This is a genomic window from Billgrantia sp. C5P2, from assembly GCF_051062895.2.
The window spans coordinates 2779608-2796788 of record NZ_CM128542.1 but is presented as its reverse complement, the minus strand read 5'-3'; the positions used below and the strand labels follow the sequence as shown (position 1 = coordinate 2796788).

The 17181-nt window shown below is 62.1% G+C and carries 20 protein-coding genes; 10 read left to right on the top strand and 10 right to left on the bottom strand.

Annotated features, from left to right (window positions below; all coding sequences use genetic code 11):
• Nucleotides 1-110: 110 nt before the first annotated feature.
• The gene (locus ACRWQA_RS12960; protein WP_434227409.1) at nt 111-704 is read right to left on the bottom strand and encodes a GNAT family N-acetyltransferase; all 594 of its coding nucleotides are present in this window, start codon (nt 702-704) and stop codon (nt 111-113) included.
• A 133-nt stretch (nt 705-837) separates the two neighbouring features.
• On the opposite strand from ACRWQA_RS12960, the gene ACRWQA_RS12955 reads away from it, so the two are divergent.
• On the top strand, nt 838-1275 hold the full coding sequence (locus ACRWQA_RS12955; RefSeq protein WP_263583490.1) for a hypothetical protein: 438 nt from the start codon (nt 838-840) through the stop codon (nt 1273-1275).
• Between the two features lie 71 nt (nt 1276-1346).
• Here ACRWQA_RS12955 and ACRWQA_RS12950 read toward each other — a convergent pair whose 3' ends face one another.
• Nucleotides 1347-1844 (bottom strand): Lrp/AsnC family transcriptional regulator, encoded by a 498-nt coding sequence (locus ACRWQA_RS12950; RefSeq protein ID WP_263583491.1) that lies wholly within the window; start codon nt 1842-1844, stop codon nt 1347-1349.
• A 206-nt stretch (nt 1845-2050) separates the two neighbouring features.
• On the opposite strand from ACRWQA_RS12950, the gene ACRWQA_RS12945 reads away from it, so the two are divergent.
• Nucleotides 2051-3067 (top strand): 1-aminocyclopropane-1-carboxylate deaminase, encoded by a 1017-nt coding sequence (locus tag ACRWQA_RS12945; RefSeq protein WP_263583492.1) that lies wholly within the window; start codon nt 2051-2053, stop codon nt 3065-3067.
• Here the strand turns inward: ACRWQA_RS12945 and ACRWQA_RS12940 are convergent.
• From ACRWQA_RS12940 to ACRWQA_RS12920, 5 genes are all read right to left on the bottom strand, one after another.
• A complete protein-coding gene (locus ACRWQA_RS12940; RefSeq protein WP_446326184.1) occupies nt 3046-3969 on the bottom strand; it encodes an N-acetylmuramoyl-L-alanine amidase in 924 nt (307 codons plus the stop codon). The two genes, ACRWQA_RS12945 and ACRWQA_RS12940, sit on opposite strands and share 22 nt — an antisense overlap.
• A complete protein-coding gene (locus ACRWQA_RS12935; protein WP_263583494.1) occupies nt 3969-4730 on the bottom strand; it encodes a DUF3307 domain-containing protein in 762 nt (253 codons plus the stop codon). Before ACRWQA_RS12935 ends, ACRWQA_RS12940 begins: the two co-directional genes overlap by 1 nt.
• On the bottom strand, nt 4727-5368 hold the full coding sequence (locus ACRWQA_RS12930; protein WP_434227405.1) for a helix-turn-helix domain-containing protein: 642 nt from the start codon (nt 5366-5368) through the stop codon (nt 4727-4729). The genes ACRWQA_RS12935 and ACRWQA_RS12930 overlap by 4 nt, the downstream gene beginning before the upstream one ends.
• A 223-nt stretch (nt 5369-5591) precedes the next feature.
• Nucleotides 5592-6773, bottom strand: coding sequence for a vWA domain-containing protein (locus ACRWQA_RS12925; RefSeq protein WP_434227403.1), 1182 nt, complete (start codon nt 6771-6773; stop codon nt 5592-5594).
• A gap of 3 nt (nt 6774-6776) precedes the next feature.
• Nucleotides 6777-7631, bottom strand: coding sequence for an AAA family ATPase (locus ACRWQA_RS12920; RefSeq protein ID WP_263583497.1), 855 nt, complete (start codon nt 7629-7631; stop codon nt 6777-6779).
• Nucleotides 7632-7777: 146 nt separating this feature from the next.
• On the opposite strand from ACRWQA_RS12920, the gene ACRWQA_RS12915 reads away from it, so the two are divergent.
• Nucleotides 7778-8623, top strand: a complete 846-nt coding sequence (locus ACRWQA_RS12915) for a sterol desaturase family protein (RefSeq protein ID WP_434227401.1) — start codon at nt 7778-7780, stop codon at nt 8621-8623.
• Here the strand turns inward: ACRWQA_RS12915 and ACRWQA_RS12910 are convergent.
• Nucleotides 8620-9504 carry an NAD(P)-dependent oxidoreductase gene (locus ACRWQA_RS12910; protein WP_434227399.1) on the bottom strand — a complete coding sequence of 295 codons (885 nt, stop codon included), beginning with the start codon at nt 9502-9504 and terminating at the stop codon, nt 8620-8622. The two genes, ACRWQA_RS12915 and ACRWQA_RS12910, sit on opposite strands and share 4 nt — an antisense overlap.
• Nucleotides 9505-9584: 80 nt before the next feature.
• Nucleotides 9585-10403 (bottom strand): DUF1206 domain-containing protein, encoded by an 819-nt coding sequence (locus ACRWQA_RS12905; RefSeq protein WP_263583500.1) that lies wholly within the window; start codon nt 10401-10403, stop codon nt 9585-9587.
• A 152-nt stretch (nt 10404-10555) separates the two neighbouring features.
• Here ACRWQA_RS12905 and ACRWQA_RS12900 point away from each other — a divergent pair, with 152 nt between their 5' ends.
• From ACRWQA_RS12900 to ACRWQA_RS12875, 6 genes are all read left to right on the top strand, one after another.
• Nucleotides 10556-11059, top strand: a complete 504-nt coding sequence (locus tag ACRWQA_RS12900; protein WP_434227398.1) for an SRPBCC family protein — start codon at nt 10556-10558, stop codon at nt 11057-11059.
• Nucleotides 11060-11417: 358 nt separating this feature from the next.
• Nucleotides 11418-12782 carry a metal-dependent hydrolase family protein gene (locus ACRWQA_RS12895; protein WP_434227396.1) on the top strand — a complete coding sequence of 455 codons (1365 nt, stop codon included), beginning with the start codon at nt 11418-11420 and terminating at the stop codon, nt 12780-12782.
• A gap of 8 nt (nt 12783-12790) precedes the next feature.
• Nucleotides 12791-13534 (top strand): hypothetical protein, encoded by a 744-nt coding sequence (locus ACRWQA_RS12890; RefSeq protein WP_434227395.1) that lies wholly within the window; start codon nt 12791-12793, stop codon nt 13532-13534.
• A gap of 60 nt (nt 13535-13594) precedes the next feature.
• Nucleotides 13595-14017 (top strand): VOC family protein, encoded by a 423-nt coding sequence (locus ACRWQA_RS12885; protein WP_263583502.1) that lies wholly within the window; start codon nt 13595-13597, stop codon nt 14015-14017.
• Between the two features lie 114 nt (nt 14018-14131).
• A complete protein-coding gene (locus ACRWQA_RS12880) occupies nt 14132-14482 on the top strand; it encodes a DUF2200 domain-containing protein (protein ID WP_434227393.1) in 351 nt (116 codons plus the stop codon).
• Between the two features lie 99 nt (nt 14483-14581).
• Nucleotides 14582-15292 carry a class I SAM-dependent methyltransferase gene (locus ACRWQA_RS12875; RefSeq protein ID WP_434227391.1) on the top strand — a complete coding sequence of 237 codons (711 nt, stop codon included), beginning with the start codon at nt 14582-14584 and terminating at the stop codon, nt 15290-15292.
• Nucleotides 15293-15678: 386 nt separating this feature from the next.
• Here ACRWQA_RS12875 and ACRWQA_RS12870 read toward each other — a convergent pair whose 3' ends face one another.
• Complete coding sequence (locus tag ACRWQA_RS12870; RefSeq protein WP_434227390.1) at nt 15679-16254, bottom strand: hemerythrin domain-containing protein; 576 nt, start codon at nt 16252-16254, stop codon at nt 15679-15681.
• Between the two features lie 164 nt (nt 16255-16418).
• On the opposite strand from ACRWQA_RS12870, the gene ACRWQA_RS12865 reads away from it, so the two are divergent.
• Nucleotides 16419-17180 carry a metallophosphoesterase gene (locus ACRWQA_RS12865; RefSeq protein WP_434227389.1) on the top strand — a complete coding sequence of 254 codons (762 nt, stop codon included), beginning with the start codon at nt 16419-16421 and terminating at the stop codon, nt 17178-17180.
• Nucleotide 17181 lies beyond the last annotated feature (1 nt).

The window sequence follows — 17181 nt, the reverse complement described above, 5'->3', positions numbered from 1 at the left end:
CGAGGAGGCGCTGTGAACCCATCCCTGGGCGCTACCGATTCCATCCCTGGAATCGGACCTCCTCTTCGCCCTGTCCCCGGCGCCCCTCGTCCCCTTGTCGGCATATGGACTCAGGTCAACGACTTCAGCCAGAACACCATCGGCTTGTCGGTCTCCTCCGGCTCGCCGATGTCCTTCCAGCGGAAGGTGGTGGCGAGCTCCGGATGCCGCTCGTAACCCTGCGAGCGCCAGAAACCGTGCAGCGGCACGTAGCCCTCCGGTTTCAGCGGATGGTCGTCGGGGCGCTCCACGGCACAGAAGGCCACGGTGGAGAAGCCATGGCGGGCCGCATGTCGCTCGCGCTCGGCGAGAAAGGCCTTGCCGATGCCACGGCCACGGTAGCTTGGCAGCAGTACCGACTCGCCGTAGTAGAAGACACTGCCGATATCGAAGCCGGCCTGCTCGAAGGGGGTGCGGAACTCCTCCACGTCCTCGGCCAACGGCATGCCCGTGGCGGCACCGACCAGAGCATCGCCATCCTCGGCCAGCACGAACAGGCTCTCGGGGCACTCTGCGTAGCGGCGCAGATAGTTGGCCTCGTAGTCGAAACTGCCGTCGTAGAGGTAAGGAAAATCGCGAAACACGGTGATTCGCAGGTGAGCCAGCGCGTCCAGCCGTGACTCGATGGCGTTGCCTTGGCAAGTGTGCAGTGTGATCTCGCTCATGACGCCTCCGTGAAAAATGTAAACGTTCGTATAAATCGGGGTTGTGGTAATCTGCCGCCATTCTCCATGGCGGCGCCGAGGGCGGCAATCGTCCCGGTGTCGATGACACGAACTGCTACGGAGCGACCTCTGCATGAAGACCCGAATCCGTCGTGCCCTGACTGGCCTGGTGGTAGGAGTTTCCATCACCGCCCTGGTGGGCTGCGGTACCGTCTTCCATCCCGAACGCAAGGGCCAGATGAGTGGCCGCATCGATCCCGTCATCGCCATTGCCAACGGCGTTGGCCTGTTGTTCTTCATCGTCCCCGGCGTGATCGCCTACGCCGTGGACTTCTCCAACGGCACCATCTACCTGCCCGGTACGCACGACAGCGCCAGTGTCGATGTCCTGCACATGGAAGAGGGTATGGACGTGCCCACCCTTGAGAGACTGCTCTCCGAGAAGACCGGCAAGTCGGTCAGCCTGGACAGCGAGATGGTGCGGGTCGAAGAGGTGGAAAGCCTCGAGGAGGCCTTGGCCCTGGTGCGCATGGCCGGAATCAACGACCGCGAGCGTCTGGCCACGATGTAACTCCTCCACAAGAGGAGGCGTGTTTTCCCCTGCGGCCTGCCAAGTGATGGCAGGCCGGTCCTCTTCCCCCTCTACAGGGGTACCTGGTGGGTCGATACCACCTCTTTCAACCCCATGAACGAGCGAATCTGTCGCACCCCGGGCAAGTACAGCAATTGCTCGGCGTGCAGCTTGTTGAAGCTCTGGCTATCGCGAGTCCTGACCAGCATGAAGTAGTCGAATTCGCCGGTCACCACATGGCATTCCATGCAGCCGGTGACGCGCTGCGCGGCCTCCTCGAAGGCGGCGAATGATTCCGGCGTCGAGCGATCCAGCACTACCCCTATCAATACCACCATGCCGGCATTGAGCCGTTCGGGATCGAGATGCGCAACGATGCCGCGGATCAGTCCTTCCCGCTTCAGCCGCTCTACACGTCGCAGGCAGGCGGGTGGGCTGAGATTCACTTCGGCCGCCAGCGCCACGTTGGAGATCGAGGCGTCCTGTTGCAGTGTCTTGAGGATGCGCTTGTCGATGCGGTCCAGCTCGGCAGCGGTGGCAGGAGCGGGATGGGTATCTGTCTTACGCAATTTAATTTCTCATTCTTTGGATTCTAAGAAATCATGCACATGTAAAAAAGGAATTTGTCGGGATTGTGTTTGAATAATCGGCGCTATTTTGCAACCAAGCAACTCTCCATGGCCATTAGTATGAAAAAGGTCGATCGCGTCACTCGTGAGCCCGGCGGTCCGAGCCGAACGGCCGCCGCCATTGCCTAGCCAGCAGGAGAAACTCAATGAACTTGCAGCGTTTCCCTCGTTATCCGTTGACCTTCGGGCCTTCGCCCATCACTCCTCTGAAGCGCCTCGGCGAGCATCTGGGCGGGAGAGTCGAGCTGTATGCCAAGCGCGAAGACTGCAACAGCGGCCTCGCGTTCGGCGGCAACAAGACACGCAAACTCGAATACCTGATCCCCGAAGCCCTGGAGCAGGGTTGCGACACGCTCGTTTCCATCGGCGGTATCCAGTCCAATCAAACGCGTCAGGTCGCCGCCGTGGCGGCCCACCTCGGCATGCAGTGCGTGCTGGTCCAGGAGGACTGGGTCAACTATTCCGATGCGGTGTACGACCGGGTGGGCAACATCGAGATGTCGCGCATCATGGGGGCCGAGGTGCGCCTCGACGAGGCGGGCTTCGACATCGGTATCCGCCCCAGTTGGGAGCAGGCGCTGGAGGATGTGCGCCAGCGTGGCGGCAAGCCGTTCCCGATTCCCGCCGGCTGCTCCGAGCACCCTTATGGCGGCCTGGGCTTCGTGGGGTTTGCCGAGGAGGTACGCCAGCAGGAGCTGGCGCTCGGCTTCACGTTCGACTACATCGTGGTCTGCTCGGTGACCGGTAGTACCCAGGCCGGCATGGTGGTCGGTTTCGCCGCCGATGGCCGGGCGCGGCGGGTGATTGGCATCGATGCCTCGGCCAAGCCGGAGCGAACTCGTGAGCAGATCCTGCGCATCGCTCGGCACACTGCCGAACTGGTCGAGCTGGAAGGGGGGATCGCCGACGAAGATGTGGTGCTGGATGCCCGCTATGGCGGCCCCGAATACGGCCTGCCCAGTGAAGGGACGCTGGAAGCGATTCGTCTCTGCGCCCGCCTCGAGGGCGTGCTGACCGATCCGGTCTACGAGGGCAAGTCGATGCATGGGATGATCGATATGGTGCGCAACGGTGAGTTCCCCGAGGGCTCACGCGTGCTCTATGCCCACCTGGGCGGCGTGCCGGCGTTGAGCGCTTATAGTTATCTGTTCCGCAACGGCTGACCGAGATCCTCCAGCGCTGCCGGGCGATACTCCTCCAGCAGCGCCCAGAGAATGGCCTGGGTCTCCACGTCCGGCTTGCCGCGGTAATCGGCGGGCCGGAAGCGCATCTGGAAGGCACGCAGTACCGCGCGGGTCTGGCGGTCCAGCTCACCCGTTGTCTCCAGCGGATAGCCCCAGGCGCGCAGCGCCTCCTGCAGAGTGCCGAGCGGTAATGCCTCTGCCTCGAAGTGGGCTTGCCAGCGCGATACCGCTTCCTCCCCCGGCCATACGCCGATACCTGCCTCATGGAGTTCGCGCCATGGGAAGCGCGGGCCGGGGTCGATCTTGCGCGACGGCGCAATGTCGGAATGGGCTACCACGTCGATGGGGTGGATGCCATGGCGTTCGATGATGTCCCGCGATAGTGCGATCAGCGCCTCGATCTGCTCGTCTGGATAAGACGCCCACTTTACCTCCACGGCGGCCTCGGGATGCGTTTCCAGCAACCGCTCCACCTCGGCGTAGGGACGATCGGGCCCGGTATTGACGATCTCGATGCCTATCGAGGTGTCGTTGATGTTGGTGCGACCCTTCCAGGCGCTGGCGCCGGCGTGCCAGGCGCGGCGCTCCTCGTCGACGAGCTGGTAGACCAGCGGCAGACCGCGTTGGTCGCGCGGCGGCAACGGCAGCACATAATGGGCACTGACGTGAGGGCCGGTGAGCACGGCCAGCGACTCTGCCTCGTCGACATCGGTGTAGTGCAACACCAGGTGGCGCACCCGGCTGGTATGCGAGGACGAAACGTGGGTGTGATCCACTACGTAGCCGTCGCGCTGTTCGAGAGACTTCGGTGTGGCGCAACCGCTCAACCAGGTGGTTGCGATGACGATGCCCGCGATGGCGGTCCAGCGATTCGCCATCATCAGCTCCCCTGTATCACTAGCCGGATCAACAAACCGAGCACCATGGCACTCGAGACGCTGAGCAGGGTGCCCATCAGCACGTATTCGGTCAGCTTGCGATCCTGCGCACCGCGCAGTTCACCGAAGCGCAGCACCGACTTGGCGGCGAGCAGGAAGCCAATGGCGGTCAACTGGTCGAGCAGTACCAGGGTCAGCACCAGCACGCGCTCGGCCATGCCGATGCGTGCCCCGGCAGCAATGAGCGTGCCCGGGTTGTCGATTTCGGCACTCCAGCGCTGTATGACCAGGGCGATGACGATCGACAGTGGGCGGGTGACGACCAGGTACGCGACGACGATGCCGAGTACCGGCGGGGTGAACAACCATTGCCAGAAGGTGACCAACGGCTGCCAACTGCCCAACCAGACCAGCCATACACCCAGCAGCACCAGCAGGTGCAACGCCTGGTCGAGCATGAACCAGCGCAGCCTTGATGGCGACAGGTAGGACTTGCCGAGGTCGATAGCCATATGGCTCACGGCGACAGCAAGCGCGCCTCCCAGCACCATGGCCAAGGAGGTGGTGGCGTTCGAATGGGTGAGGGTGGCCGCACCCAACACCGCGAAGGCCAAGCCGCCATGCAGCGCTGCGTGCAGGTAGAGTTGCGGGGAGCGCACCTTGCGCACGTAGCGAGCCTCGACCCAACGCCTTGGCTGCAGGGCGAAATCGCCAAGCAGATGGACCAGCACCAGCCCCAGCAGCAGCGAGAGATCGGCGTTCATCGGGAGTCGTCCTTGAATCGTTGGCCGAGGTAGCGGAGATAATCGTCGAGCAGCGACCAGCGGGCGGCCCGCAGCCGCTTGTGCACGCCGGGCTGGCTGATACCGAGCCGCTTGGCGAGCGCCTGCTGGGACTCATCGTGCCACAGGCTCAGGTAGACGGCTTCGGCGGCGTAGCGTGACCAGCCATCGATCAGGTCGTCGACGAAGCGGGTCAGCAGGGTCAGGCACTCGCTCTCGGACTCCTCGACCAGCTTTAGGCACAGGTGGGAAGCGCCTTCGCTCATGGCGTCCAGGGTCTGACCGGAGCGCACGAACACCTCGCCGCTGGCTTCGGTGACCCGCTGTTCGGGGTGCCAGCGATCCTTGCCGATGGCGACGGCGATGCGGGCATCCCAGCGTTGGTCTTCCTCCGAATGGCGAATCAGTGCCGCACGCAACAACACCGCAGCATGCATGGCTGTCGCGGGGTCGGGAAGGGCGATCTGAAATCCGTCTCCACGGTACCGCTCACCCTGGCCGCCGTAGCGGTCGGTAATCGCCTCGAGGGCGGCATCGAGCTCCTTGAAGAGTCGCTTCGGGTCGCTGGCCTTGCGTGAATCGACAAGGTCGCCCGTGAGTACGGCAATGCGCTGCACCATAGGCCCGCTCTACATGAGGTATGGAGAGATAATAGCCCCTAAGGGTTATTTTTCAAATTTATAACCAAAAAAGGTTATGGCGAATTGTCCGCTATCGACGCTTGCCCAAGACCAGGCGGATGACATGTCTCGTCATACAAAACCTGTATGAAAATACAGTATAGGGAGTCGCCCGAGAATGGGCAAGCCATCGCAGGGCTATCGATCCCGGCCTCGGCAGCTTCTAGCCGCGCGCCAACTCGCGCATGGCGTTCTCCAGACCCTCCAGGGTCATGGGGTACATGCGGTCGTCGATCAACTGGCGAATCAACTGGGTGGAGTGGGTGTACTCCCAGGCGCGCGGCGGCATGGGGTTGAGCCAGGCCAGGCGCGGGAACTTGTCGGCCAGGCGTTTCAGCCACACCGCGCCGGCCTCGTCGTTGAAGTGCTCTACGCTACCGCCGGGATGGGTCACCTCATAGGGCGACATGGCGGCGTCGCCGACGATCACCACCTGATAGTCGCGCCCGTAGGAGTGCAGCACGTCCATGGTGGGAATACGCTCGCTGGTGCGGCGGTAATTGTTGCGCCAGACGCCTTCGTACAAGCAGTTGTGGAAGTAGTAGTGCTCCAGGTGCTTGAACTCCGAGCGGGCGGCGGAGAACAACTCCTCGCAGACGCGGATGTGGTCGTCCATGGAGCCGCCCACGTCGAGGAACAGCAGCACCTTTACTGCATTGTGACGCTCCGGGCGCATGCGCACGTTGAGCAGGCCGGCGTCGCGGGCGGTATCGCGGATGGTGGCATCGACGTCGAACTCCTCGGCCGCCCCTTGGCGGGCGAACTTGCGCAGGCGGCGCAGCGCCATCTTGATGTTGCGTGTGCCGAGTTCGAGCGAGTCGTCGTAGTCGCGGAAGCGGCGTTCGTCCCACACCTTGATCGCCCGGCGATGGCGCGAGCCCTCCTGGCCGATGCGAATGCCTTCGGGATTGTAGCCGTAGGCGCCGAAGGGGCTGGTGCCGCCGGTGCCGATCCACTTGTTGCCTCCGGCGTGACGCTCCTTCTGCTCCTCAAGGCGCTTCTTGAAGGTCTCGATCAGCTTCTCGAGCCCGCCCAGCGACTCGATCTGGGCCTTCTCCTCCTCGCTGAGCTGTTTTTCGAACTCGCGGCGCAGCCAGTCGTCGGGAATCAGCGCCTCGATGGCGGCATCCAGGTTCTCCAGGCCGTCGAACCAGGCGGCGAAGGCGCGATCGAAGCGGTCGAAGTGGCGTTCGTCCTTGACCATCACGGTGCGCGCCACCTGGTAGAACGCTTCCATGTCGGCGAACACCACGCCGCGCTCGACGACGGCATGCAGGTCGAGCAGTTCGCGCAGCGACACCGGTACGCCGGCACGCTTGAGGGTCTCGAACAGGCCGATGAACATGGCTCAGCGCCTCTGGTTGCCTTGGCGACGCATCATGAAGGCCAGCCGCTCGAGCAACTGGGTGTCCTGCTCGTTCTTCACCAAGGCGCCTGCCAGCGGCGGGATCGCCTTCACCGGGTCGCGGTGGTAGAGCGCTTCGCGGGCCAGCTCGTCGCTCATCAGCAGTTTCAGCCAGTCGACCAGCTCCGAGGTGGAGGGCTTCTTCTTCAGCCCCGGCGCCTGGCGCAGGTCGAAGAACACCTCGAGCGCCTGGCTGACCAGCTTCGGCGCGATGTCGGGGAAGTGCACGTCGACGATGGCCTGCATGGTCTCGCGGTCGGGAAACTCGATGTAGTGGAAGAAACAGCGGCGCAGGAAGGCGTCGGGCAGCTCCTTCTCGTTGTTCGAGGTGATCACGATGATCGGCCGATAGCGGGCGGAGATGGTCTCGCCGGTCTCGTAGACATGGAACTCCATGCGATCCAGCTCCTGGAGCAGGTCGTTGGGGAATTCGATGTCGGCCTTGTCGATCTCGTCGATCAGCAGCACCACGCGCTCGTCGGCGGTGAAGGCTTCCCATAGCTTGCCGGGCTTGATGTAGTTCTCGACGTTCTCCACGCCCTCGACGCCGAGCTGGGAGTCGCGCAGGCGGCTCACCGCGTCGTATTCATAGAGCCCCTGGGCCGCCTTGGTGGTGGACTTGATATGCCAGGTGATCAGCTGCGTACCCAGCGAGGCCGCCAGTTCCTCGGCCAGCAGGGTCTTGCCGGTGCCCGGCTCACCCTTGATCAGCAGCGGGCGCTCCAGGGTCACGGCGGCATTCACCGCCTGCTTCAAGGCATCGGTAGCCACATAGGTAGAGGTTGAATCGAAAGCCATGGTCGTGCCTCGGCGATTAGCGTCTGGGGGAAGTCAAACAAGTGTACGGAAGGGTAGGGCAAGGGACAAATCGAGTTCGAAAAGCGATACCATCGCATAAGACAGTGGGCCGGCCTGCCGTTGCACGCCGGCAGGGAGCCATGAACATGAGCGAGACTCTTATCCTTCACGAGCCGCTGATCCGCCTCGGCATTTTCTTGCTGGTACTGGCGATGATGGCCCTGTGGGAAATCCTCGCCGCGCGTCGCCAGCAGCGAATCCGGCGCTGGCAGCGCTGGCCCGGCAACCTCTCGATCGTGGTGCTGGACACCCTGGCGGTTCGCCTGGTGTTTCCCCTGGCGGCGGTGGGGGCCGCCCTGGCGGCTGCCGAGCACGGCTGGGGGCTGTTCCATCTGGTCTCGGCGCCGCTGTGGCTGGCGCTGCCGCTCTCGGTGCTGCTGCTCGATGCGGCAATCTACTTTCAGCACCGGTTGTTTCATGCCGTGCCCTGGCTGTGGCGCTTGCACCGCATGCACCACGCGGACCTCGAGTTCGACGTGACCACCGGCCTGCGTTTCCATCCGTTGGAGATCCTGATCTCGATGGGCATCAAGGTGGCCGTGGTAACGCTGCTGGGCGCACCGGCCGTGGCGGTGCTGATCTTCGAAGTCGTGCTGAACGCCACCTCCATGTTCAACCATGGCAACGTGCGCCTTCCCGCGTGGCTCGACCGCCGGCTGCGCCTCGTTGTGGTGACGCCGGACATGCACCGCGTTCACCATTCCATCGTACGCCGCGAGACCGACAGCAACTTCGGCTTCAACCTGCCCTGGTGGGACTGGTTGTTCGGCACCTATCGCGACCAGCCCGCCGCCGGGCATCTCGGCATGACGCTGGGCATCGAAGCGTTCCGCGAGCCCCGCGAGCTGAGGCTGGATCGCATGCTGATCCAGCCCCTGCTGAACCCCAAGCCTCCCGCTGTGCAGAGCCGCGGGCAGGAGTCGCAAGGTTAGTTCTCCTTGCGGCGATACGCCTCTACCAGAGTTGCCGGGTCGTGCTCGGCGTGGCCACGATTGACGTGGACGCGCAACAATTGGGCGGCTAGCCCACTCATGGGCGTGGCGCTTCCGGCGCGCTGGCTCTGGGCCATGGCCATGTCGAGGTCCTTGAGCAGGGTGCGCAGGTGCCAGGCCGGATCGGCATACTCGCTTGCCGCCATGCGCGGGGTGAGAATCTGGAACGGCTTGGAATCGGCAAAGCCGCCAGCCAGCGCCTCGGTCAGTCGGCCGGCATCCACGCCGCTGGCCTCGGCCAGGGCCACCATCTCGGCGATCACCGCCGCCTGGCAGCCGACGATCATCTGGTTGCACACCTTGGTAACCTGGCCCGCACCCACCGGGCCCATGTGCGTGACCCGCGCCGAGAGCGGGGCGAGCAGGAAGCGTACGGCCTCGACATCCGCTTCTGTACCGCCGCACATGATGGCCAGGCTCCCCGCCTCGGCCCCCGCTACGCCGCCGGAGACCGGGGCATCCACCCAGCACATGCCACACTCTTCCTCCAGCTTCTCGGCAAAGGCGCGCGTTGCCGCCGGGTCGCTGCTGGAGAGATCGATCAGCCTTTGCCCCGCCCGACCATGGGTCGCCACGCCGCCTTCGCCGAAGACCACATCCTCTACGACGGCGGTATTGGCCAGGCACAGCATCACCACATCGACACACTGCATCAACTCGGCGATTGAGCCGGCTAGCGTAGCTCCAGCTTCGAGCAACGGCGCGCACTTTTCCACGGTGCGGTTCCACACCGTCACGTCGAAGCCGGCATCCAGCAGGCGACGTGTCATGGGGTCGCCCATCAGGCCGAGGCCGATGAAACCGAGGCGGGGTTGAGGCATTTCGTTTCTCCAGGTTGGGCCAGCAGCAGAATGCCTAGCATGAGCGATGGAAGGGTTTTCCATCAATACCAGAGCCCCGCTCATCCCGGCGCATTCACTCGCCTGTAGACGGCCTCCAACAGGCTATAGAGACCGAACGCGAACAGGCCCAAGGCAACGAAAGCCAGCAGCCAGCGGCCGAATGCCTGGCTACGAAGTGTGTTGAAGACATCGTCGAGACCGCCTGCCTGTTCAGGATCTATCTGGTAAGCGGCGATGATGAAGAACATGCCGATGATCAGGAAGACCAGGCCACGGATTACCAGGCCGAAGCGGCAGATTGGGTAGGCCCAGCGCTGGGTCCGCGCCGGCATGTCGAAGTGACGATCGAATTTCGCTTTCCAGCCTTTGATGCCATGGGCAACACCGGCACCGATAATGGCCAGGCCGACGGCGCCCACCAGCCAGCGACCGTACGGCTGTTGCATCAACCAACTCGCCAGGCCCTCCGAGCCACCCCCGGAATCTCCTGAACCCCCACCCAGAGTGAAGATCAGGCTCGCGGCAAAAAACGCCAGCAGTGTGTGCGTGGCTGCGCTCACCAGCAGGCCCGCACGGATGGCCATGCCCTTGGCGTCGGTACCGTGGCGGTCAGTGTCCTTGATGGCCTGGATGCAGCGCCACAAGGCATACCCCAAAAGGCCCAGGCTGATAGCAACGAGCAGTACGTCGCCCCATGCGGCGTCCATCAGGCTCTCCAGCGCACCGCGGCTATCCGTCGTCTGGCCACCTTGCCCAATCGCCGCCAGTGCGGCCAGGCCACCAACTAGCAGATACACAATGCCACGTGCGGCGTAACCCCATCGCGCAATGATATCGAAGGCACCCCCTCGATTCGGGGTCGGTATGCTGTTTCTCATGGCGTCCTCCTGACTGAGCCGATTACCGGTGGCGAATCCTTTCGTTCACTCTAGCAGTTAGGCTTGGCACGAAAGCTGGGGTGGCGGGAAGTGCGGCCAGTTGGTTTAGGCATGGCTACGCTTGAGGACAGACGCAGGAAAGGAAGCCTAAGATGACACCAAGAAGTGATCTGACTGTGCACGAAGTCGTCCTTCCTCTCTCCAGGGACCAAGCCTTCCAGCTATTCACCAAGCGATTTGCTGCCTGGTGGCCGGCGGAATACACCTGGTCCCAGTCGACGTTGGGCACCATCGGCATCGAGCCGCGGCAGGGGGGACGCTGTACCGAGGAGGGGCCGCACGGCTTCCAGGTGGACTGGGGGCGCGTGCTGGCCTGGGAGCCGTCGGTGCGCTTGCTCATTACCTGGCAGATCGGCCCCAACCGAGTGCCTCAGCCCGACCCTGCGTATGCCAGCACGGTGGAGGTTCGTTTCCATGAGAATGGGCCAAATGCTACTCGCCTGGTGCTGAAACATAGTGACTTTCGAAACCACGGCGATGGGGCCGAGGAGTATCGTGACGCCATGGCTTCCGAGTACGGCTGGCCCTATATATTGGCATGTTTTCGCAAGTTCGCCTCTCGTCAGGCCATACCTGACAAGCACCGATCAACGTGACACACGCTCGATTAGAGCAAGACTTGCTGCAGCGCCGCGAAGTGGCCCGTCTGCTCGAGCGAGCCAGCTATTGAGAAGGTTAGTGGCGCGGAGTCTGGCCCCGGACTAGTTTCATATTGTTACTTTGTGGAGCGCATGATTGTTCGCCGTGCGTGCCCGCTCATGAGTTCGCAACAGAAAACGGGCGCACCGTGCAGGTGGGCGGCAGTATTCGCTGATCTTGAGGCGCCCTTAGGATGAGGACCTCAACATGCCAACCACCAGCCATTCCATGCTTGCCTGGCCTCATTCGGCTGTCCATGCTCATGGTGCCTGCTGTTGCGGTTCGCCGCTGCTGCAGCGCTTCCATGAACGCATGATGGCCGATATCTCCCGGCGTTATTTCCTCGGAGGCACGGCGGCCGTCATGGCGCTGTTTGCCGGCCTGCACGCGCCGAAGGCCGTAAGCGCTCAGCCGCAAGACCGCAGAGGACCGTTGCTGTTCTCCAATCTCAAGCTCTTCGATGGTAGCGGCGGAACGCTGCGCGAGAATGTGGCCGTCCGGGTGAACGAAAGCCGCATCCAGGCGCTGCTGGCCGCCGATGCCGAGCCCGAGGGCGCCGAAGTGATCGACTGCGGCGGCCGTGTGCTGATGCCCGGTCTGATCGACGCTCATTGGCACAGCACCCTGGTTGCTATCACCCAGGCGGCAGCGATGACAGCCGATCCGGGCTATCTGCATTTGGTCGCAGCCAGAGAGGCGGAGCGCACCCTGATGCGTGGAATCACCTCAGTGCGGGATGCCGGTGGTCCATCCTTCGCGCTGAAGCGCGCCATCGATGAGGAGGTCGTCATGGGACCAAGGATATTCCCCGCTGGCGCGATGATTTCCCAAACATCGGGACACGGTGATTTCCGCATGCGTTATGACGTACCCCGCGGCACCACGACACCCCTCAGCGAGCCGGAGCGCCAAGGCGTGGTGGCGATCGCTGATGGCGAGGCCGAAGTGTTACGACGCACCCGTGAGCAACTGATGCTCGGCGCCTCCCAGATCAAGCTGATGGGCGGTGGCGGGGTCGCCTCGACCTACGATCCTCTGGACAGTACGCAGTTCACGGAGCGCGAGCTGCGTGCTGCCGTTGAAGCGGCCGAGGACTGGGGCACCTACGTGATGGTGCACGTCTACACTCCGCCCGGCATCCAACGCTCCATCCGGGCCGGGGCCAAATCCATCGAACACGGCCAGCTCGCTGATGAAGAGAGTGTTCGAATGATGGCTGGGGAGGGCACCTGGTGGAGTCTGCAGCCTTTTCTTCAGGATGAGGACGCCAACGTTTACCCCGACGAGACCCGCCGTATGGCCCAGCGTCAAGTGGCAGAGGGTACCGAGCGTGCCTATGAGCTGGCGCAGCGCTTCGACGTCAGGCTGGCGTGGGGCACTGATATCCTTTTCAGCCCTCAGAACGCGCCTAATCATTTGCGCCATCTGGCCAAGCTGACACGCTTTTACGATCCGCTCACGGTGCTGGCCATGGCTACCGGCCAGAATGGGGAGTTGCTCACGCTCTCCGGCCCTCGCAGCCCTTATCCCGGCACGCTGGGGCGCATTGAGGAGGGTGCATTTGCCGATCTCTTGGTAGTGGATGGCGACCCGAGTCGCGACCTCGACTTTCTGACCGACCCGGAGCGCAATCTGCGCCTGATCATGAAGGATGGACGCATCTACAAGAACAACCTGTGAGGCTAACCATGATCGACAGATTCCTTGTCGTTGCCTTGGTCATCGTGACTGTAGGCTTCACGGCTGAAGCCCAGGCCCAGGCGCGTGAAGACACCTGGCGCTTTCAGCTCACGCCATACATTTGGTTAGCCAACCTGTCCGGCGATATTCGCCCGTTGAGAGGTGCTCCCACTGTCAGCACTTCGCGCTCTTTCGATGAGATCCTGGACGATCTGGAAGGGGCTTTCTTTATTTCTGGCAGCGCTCGTTACGAGCGCTGGGTGCTGTTTGGGGACTTCACCTACGCTTCGCTCAGCCATGGCGGCGTGATCCCGGCGGGATTGACCGCCGAAGGCAGGGTGCGGCAACGCTCCTTCACGGCGGCGGGCGGTTATCAGGCCATTAGCGAACACGGGCATTATCTGGATCTGCTGGCCGGCGCGCGGGCCTGGCGCATGGAGGCTGAAGCCGCTGTTCCGGCTTTTGGGCTCGACTTGCGTGACACCGAGCGCTGGGTCGATCCGATTCTGATAGCACGTTTGCGCTCGGAGTGGAGCCCACGCTGGTCTACGCTGGTGCATGCCGATGTGGGCGGCTTCGGGATCGGTGCCGACAGCACCTGGCAAGTGGTGGCAACCACGAACTATCGGGTGAACGATGCCCTCTATCTATCCGCTGGCTATCGCCATCTGGCACTGGATCGTGACGAAGAGGGTATGCGGCTCGACATTTCGATGGGTGGCCCGCTGCTGGGGGTGACCTGGCGTTTCTAGGCAAAGGAGCCAACTACGAACGATACGTTCGCCTTGATTTCATGTAGAGGAGTTCGTGAGATGTCGAGCATCGCCAAGAATACACGGGCCACGGTGATTCCATGCCTTCGCTACCGTGATGCGCCAACTGCCATCGAATGGCTTTGCCGGGCCTTCGGTTTCGAGAAGCAGTTCGTTGCCGCCAACGAGAATGGAACCATTGCCCACGCCCAACTGACGTTCGGCAATGGCATGATCATGCTGGGATCGGCCACGGACAGCGAATTCGGCCGCCTGATGAAGCAGCCGGACGAAACCGATGGTGCCGAAACTCAATGCGCCTACCTCATCGTCTCGGACGCTGATGATGTCTACGAGCGTGCCAAAGCGGCAGGTGCCCAGATAGTTATCGAGATCAAGGACGAGGATTACGGTGGCCGGGGCTTCAGTTGCCGTGACCTGGAGGGGCACCTCTGGAACTTCGGCACCTACGATCCCTGGTAACGCTTGTGTGTGCATACAGCTGTCCTTGAGTACTGTATTTTTAGCTGTCACGCCACTGTTAGCCGTCCTAAGGGCGGCCAGCAAAGCGGGCTGCGAGCGAAATGAGAATCGGCGATGCCTCAACATCAAATATACCGGATGAAATTTTCGCGCGTTTACCCGTTGTATGTTCAGAAGGCCGAACGCAAGAATCGCACGAAGGAAGAAGTTGACCAAGTCATCTGCTGGTTAACAGGTTACAGTCGTGAAGAGCTTCAATGCCAGATCGAAATGGAAAGCGATTTTGAGGCATTCTTTGCCAAAGCGCCAAGGCTCAACCCAAACGCTTCGCTCATCAAAGGCGTTGTATGTGGGGTGCGTGTGGAAGAGATTGAAGATCCTCTCATGCGAAAGGTTCGCTATCTGGATAAGCTTGTTGATGAGCTCGCAAAGGGTAAGGCGCTGGACAAGATTTTGCGCCAGTAACTATATTCGTCACGCATACGGGACGGAGGCTGATAAATGCCTTTGCCTGTTATGCGGGGTGATGCGCGTCAGCGAAGATTGCCAAAGGCGGAGAAGTAGATGAACCAAGAAGAAATAAAAGCCTTATTTGACCAGCAGGCTGCAAGCTACGATACACAGTGGGCGAAGACTGCACCGATTCGAAACTGCCTACATCTGCTTCTTGGGTCGATGTTCGCCGAGTTGCCTGCAGATGCAAAGGTTCTATGCGTCGGGGTAGGAACGGGTGATGAGCTTCTCTATCTTGCCTCTGAGCATCCTGGCTGGAGCTTTACTGCTGTAGAGCCATCCGGCGCCATGCTTGATATCTGTCGGCAAAGAACAGAGAAAGAGGGCATTGCGTCTCGCTGTACTTTTCACGAGGGCTACCTCGGCTCACTTCCCGTTATCGAGCCGCACGATGCTGCGACCTGCTTCCTGGTGTCCCAGTTCATCTTGGATGAGAGCGAGCGCTCCAGATTTTTCAGTGAAATTGCAGATAGACTTAAGCCAGGTGGGATACTCGCTAGCGCCGATTTGGCCTCAGATGTCGAGTCACTGGAATATGAAGAATTACTCCGTGCTTGGATGAACATGATGTCAGCCGCGGATATTTCATCGGAAGCGGTGGAGCGGATGCGCAAAGCCTACGCCACTGATGTTGGTGTACTTCCTCCGGCCAAGGTTGCCTCTATCATTGAATCCGGTGGCTTTGAGCTCCCCGTGCAATTTTTTCAGGCAGGATTGATTCATGCCTGGCTATCGAGGCGAGCACTGAACGACGCTGCCTAACCAGGCCGTGCACGACACAGTCGCTGCGCTAAAGGTCTGCAAGGAGCATCGCTGACGTTGTGCTGCGCCCATAAGCGCCTATCGGAGAGGACCATGCTTGATGCGAATCGCTATCGGCATATCGTGCTTTTCATTTGCTTGCCCTGGCTCTTGCTGGGTTGCTCCCAGCGCGGTACGTACGAAGGGCTGAAACACAGCAATGCCCTTGAGTGCCATCAGGTGCCGTCCAGTCAGAGAGAGGAGTGTTTCGAACGACTTCCGCCGGACTACGACACTTACCGCCACCAGCGCGAGGCAGTGATTGGCGAATGAGCGCTGTGCAGCGTTGGATCAAAGCCCCGGCGCCGTAGCGAAACCGGCACCGGGGCGAAGCGAAGGCCCGACGATCAGCCGGTCATTCGGCCACTGAGCTGGTCGCGCAGGCGGTCGACCATGCCGACGCCAGGGCCCACGGTCTTGTGGAACAGCTCAGAGTGGGGCGCGCTGGGGTGGGGGCGGGTCGGTGCCAGTTGCTTGGCTTTTTCTACCTTCCTTCCCAGCTCGACGAGGTCCTCGCCGGAGATGCGCTGACGCAGTTTGGGAAACTGGTCGGCTTCCTCGTCCTTGGCGTGGTGGCGCAGCAGTTCGTCCAGCTTGTGCACGCGATCCATGAAGGCTGGCTCGGCAGCATCGGCCTCTTCCAGCTGCTTCATCACCTGCACGATCTCGTCGTGTTCCTCCCTGTCGTGCTCAGCTTCCTCCTCCCCACCGGGGATACGCTTCTCCATCACCGGGTAGACGTACATCTCCTCGGCAACCGCGTGACGCATCACTTCGGCGATCAGCGTATCGGTCAGGTCGCGGCGTTGCTCGGCATCGGGGGAACGCTGGATCTGGTCCAGCAGATCCTCCATGTCACGATGGTCGAGGGTGAGAATGTCGACGACGTCCTGGCTGGACTCGGTAGTGTTCTGCACGTTCATGAGACTCCTCCATTGAGTCGTTGCGCCTTTTGCAACAGGCCATCTCAACATAGACGCGAGCTGGCGTATGAGCCAAGCCTGGCGGAGTCTTCCGTCTCCCGCTTATGCTGAACCCCGTACCGAGGGGCCGAGGGATGGTCCGATGCGTCGAATAAGGGGGAGTCATGCGGCTCAGAGTACTGTCGGACCTGCATCTGGAACATTTCGACGATGGGCGCGAGCTGCCGGAAGTGGAGGCAGATGTGGTGATTCTCGCCGGGGACATTCACCGCCATGCGGAGGGGTTGGCCTGGGCGGCCGAGCGCTTCGCTGGGGTGCCGATCCTCTACGTGCCGGGCAATCATGAATTCTATGGTGCCTCCATGCCGCTGCTGCGTCAGGCCCTGGCAGCCGAGGCCGAGCGGTTGGGTGTCCATCTGCTCGACAACCGGACTCTCACGCTGGGCGGTGTGCGCTTCCATGGCACGACGCTATGGACCGACTTCGCCCTTTATGCCGACGATCCGGACCACGATCCCGCGCTGACCGAGGAGAAGGCGCGCTGGCTGATGCCCGATTTCAGCATTATCGAGCAGCCGGAAGGGGAGACGTTCAGCCCGGCCGAAAGCCAGCGGCTGCATACCGAAGCCCTGGCCTGGCTGGCGGTGGAGCTGGCCAAGCCCTTCGACGGGCCTCGTGTGGTGATCAGCCACCATGCGCCATTGGCCGAGTGCATTCCGCCACGCTACCGGGGCGATGCGCTGTCGCCGGCCTTCGCCTCGCACCTGCCGGCGATGATGGGCCGCATGGACGTGTGGATTCACGGTCACGTGCACGAGCCGGTGAATCGGGAAGTGGGCGGTACACGGGTGCTGGCCAACCCCGGCGGTTACCCGGGGGAGTTCGAACCGCCCCTGTTCATGCCGGATCTGATCATTGATATCTGAG

What these genes read in the sequence shown, in the direction of transcription:
- ACRWQA_RS12940 (WP_446326184.1), bottom strand. Translation starts at nt 3,969, where the DNA reads ATGATGGCGAATCGCTGGACCGCCATCGCGGGCATCGTCATCGCAACC.
- ACRWQA_RS12960 (WP_434227409.1), bottom strand. Translation starts at nt 704, where the DNA reads ATGAGCGAGATCACACTGCACACTTGCCAAGGCAACGCCATCGAGTCA.
- ACRWQA_RS12865 (WP_434227389.1), top strand. Translation starts at nt 16,419, where the DNA reads ATGCGGCTCAGAGTACTGTCGGACCTGCATCTGGAACATTTCGACGAT.
- ACRWQA_RS12915 (WP_434227401.1), top strand. Translation starts at nt 7,778, where the DNA reads ATGAGCGAGACTCTTATCCTTCACGAGCCGCTGATCCGCCTCGGCATT.
- ACRWQA_RS12930 (WP_434227405.1), bottom strand. Translation starts at nt 5,368, where the DNA reads ATGGTGCAGCGCATTGCCGTACTCACGGGCGACCTTGTCGATTCACGC.
- ACRWQA_RS12910 (WP_434227399.1), bottom strand. Translation starts at nt 9,504, where the DNA reads ATGCCTCAACCCCGCCTCGGTTTCATCGGCCTCGGCCTGATGGGCGAC.
- ACRWQA_RS12925 (WP_434227403.1), bottom strand. Translation starts at nt 6,773, where the DNA reads ATGTTCATCGGCCTGTTCGAGACCCTCAAGCGTGCCGGCGTACCGGTG.
- ACRWQA_RS12920 (WP_263583497.1), bottom strand. Translation starts at nt 7,631, where the DNA reads ATGGCTTTCGATTCAACCTCTACCTATGTGGCTACCGATGCCTTGAAG.
- ACRWQA_RS12890 (WP_434227395.1), top strand. Translation starts at nt 12,791, where the DNA reads ATGATCGACAGATTCCTTGTCGTTGCCTTGGTCATCGTGACTGTAGGC.
- ACRWQA_RS12955 (WP_263583490.1), top strand. Translation starts at nt 838, where the DNA reads ATGAAGACCCGAATCCGTCGTGCCCTGACTGGCCTGGTGGTAGGAGTT.
- ACRWQA_RS12935 (WP_263583494.1), bottom strand. Translation starts at nt 4,730, where the DNA reads ATGAACGCCGATCTCTCGCTGCTGCTGGGGCTGGTGCTGGTCCATCTG.
- ACRWQA_RS12900 (WP_434227398.1), top strand. Translation starts at nt 10,556, where the DNA reads ATGACACCAAGAAGTGATCTGACTGTGCACGAAGTCGTCCTTCCTCTC.
- ACRWQA_RS12870 (WP_434227390.1), bottom strand. Translation starts at nt 16,254, where the DNA reads ATGAACGTGCAGAACACTACCGAGTCCAGCCAGGACGTCGTCGACATT.
- ACRWQA_RS12945 (WP_263583492.1), top strand. Translation starts at nt 2,051, where the DNA reads ATGAACTTGCAGCGTTTCCCTCGTTATCCGTTGACCTTCGGGCCTTCG.
- ACRWQA_RS12885 (WP_263583502.1), top strand. Translation starts at nt 13,595, where the DNA reads ATGTCGAGCATCGCCAAGAATACACGGGCCACGGTGATTCCATGCCTT.
- ACRWQA_RS12880 (WP_434227393.1), top strand. Translation starts at nt 14,132, where the DNA reads ATGCCTCAACATCAAATATACCGGATGAAATTTTCGCGCGTTTACCCG.
- ACRWQA_RS12895 (WP_434227396.1), top strand. Translation starts at nt 11,418, where the DNA reads ATGGCCGATATCTCCCGGCGTTATTTCCTCGGAGGCACGGCGGCCGTC.
- ACRWQA_RS12875 (WP_434227391.1), top strand. Translation starts at nt 14,582, where the DNA reads ATGAACCAAGAAGAAATAAAAGCCTTATTTGACCAGCAGGCTGCAAGC.
- ACRWQA_RS12905 (WP_263583500.1), bottom strand. Translation starts at nt 10,403, where the DNA reads ATGAGAAACAGCATACCGACCCCGAATCGAGGGGGTGCCTTCGATATC.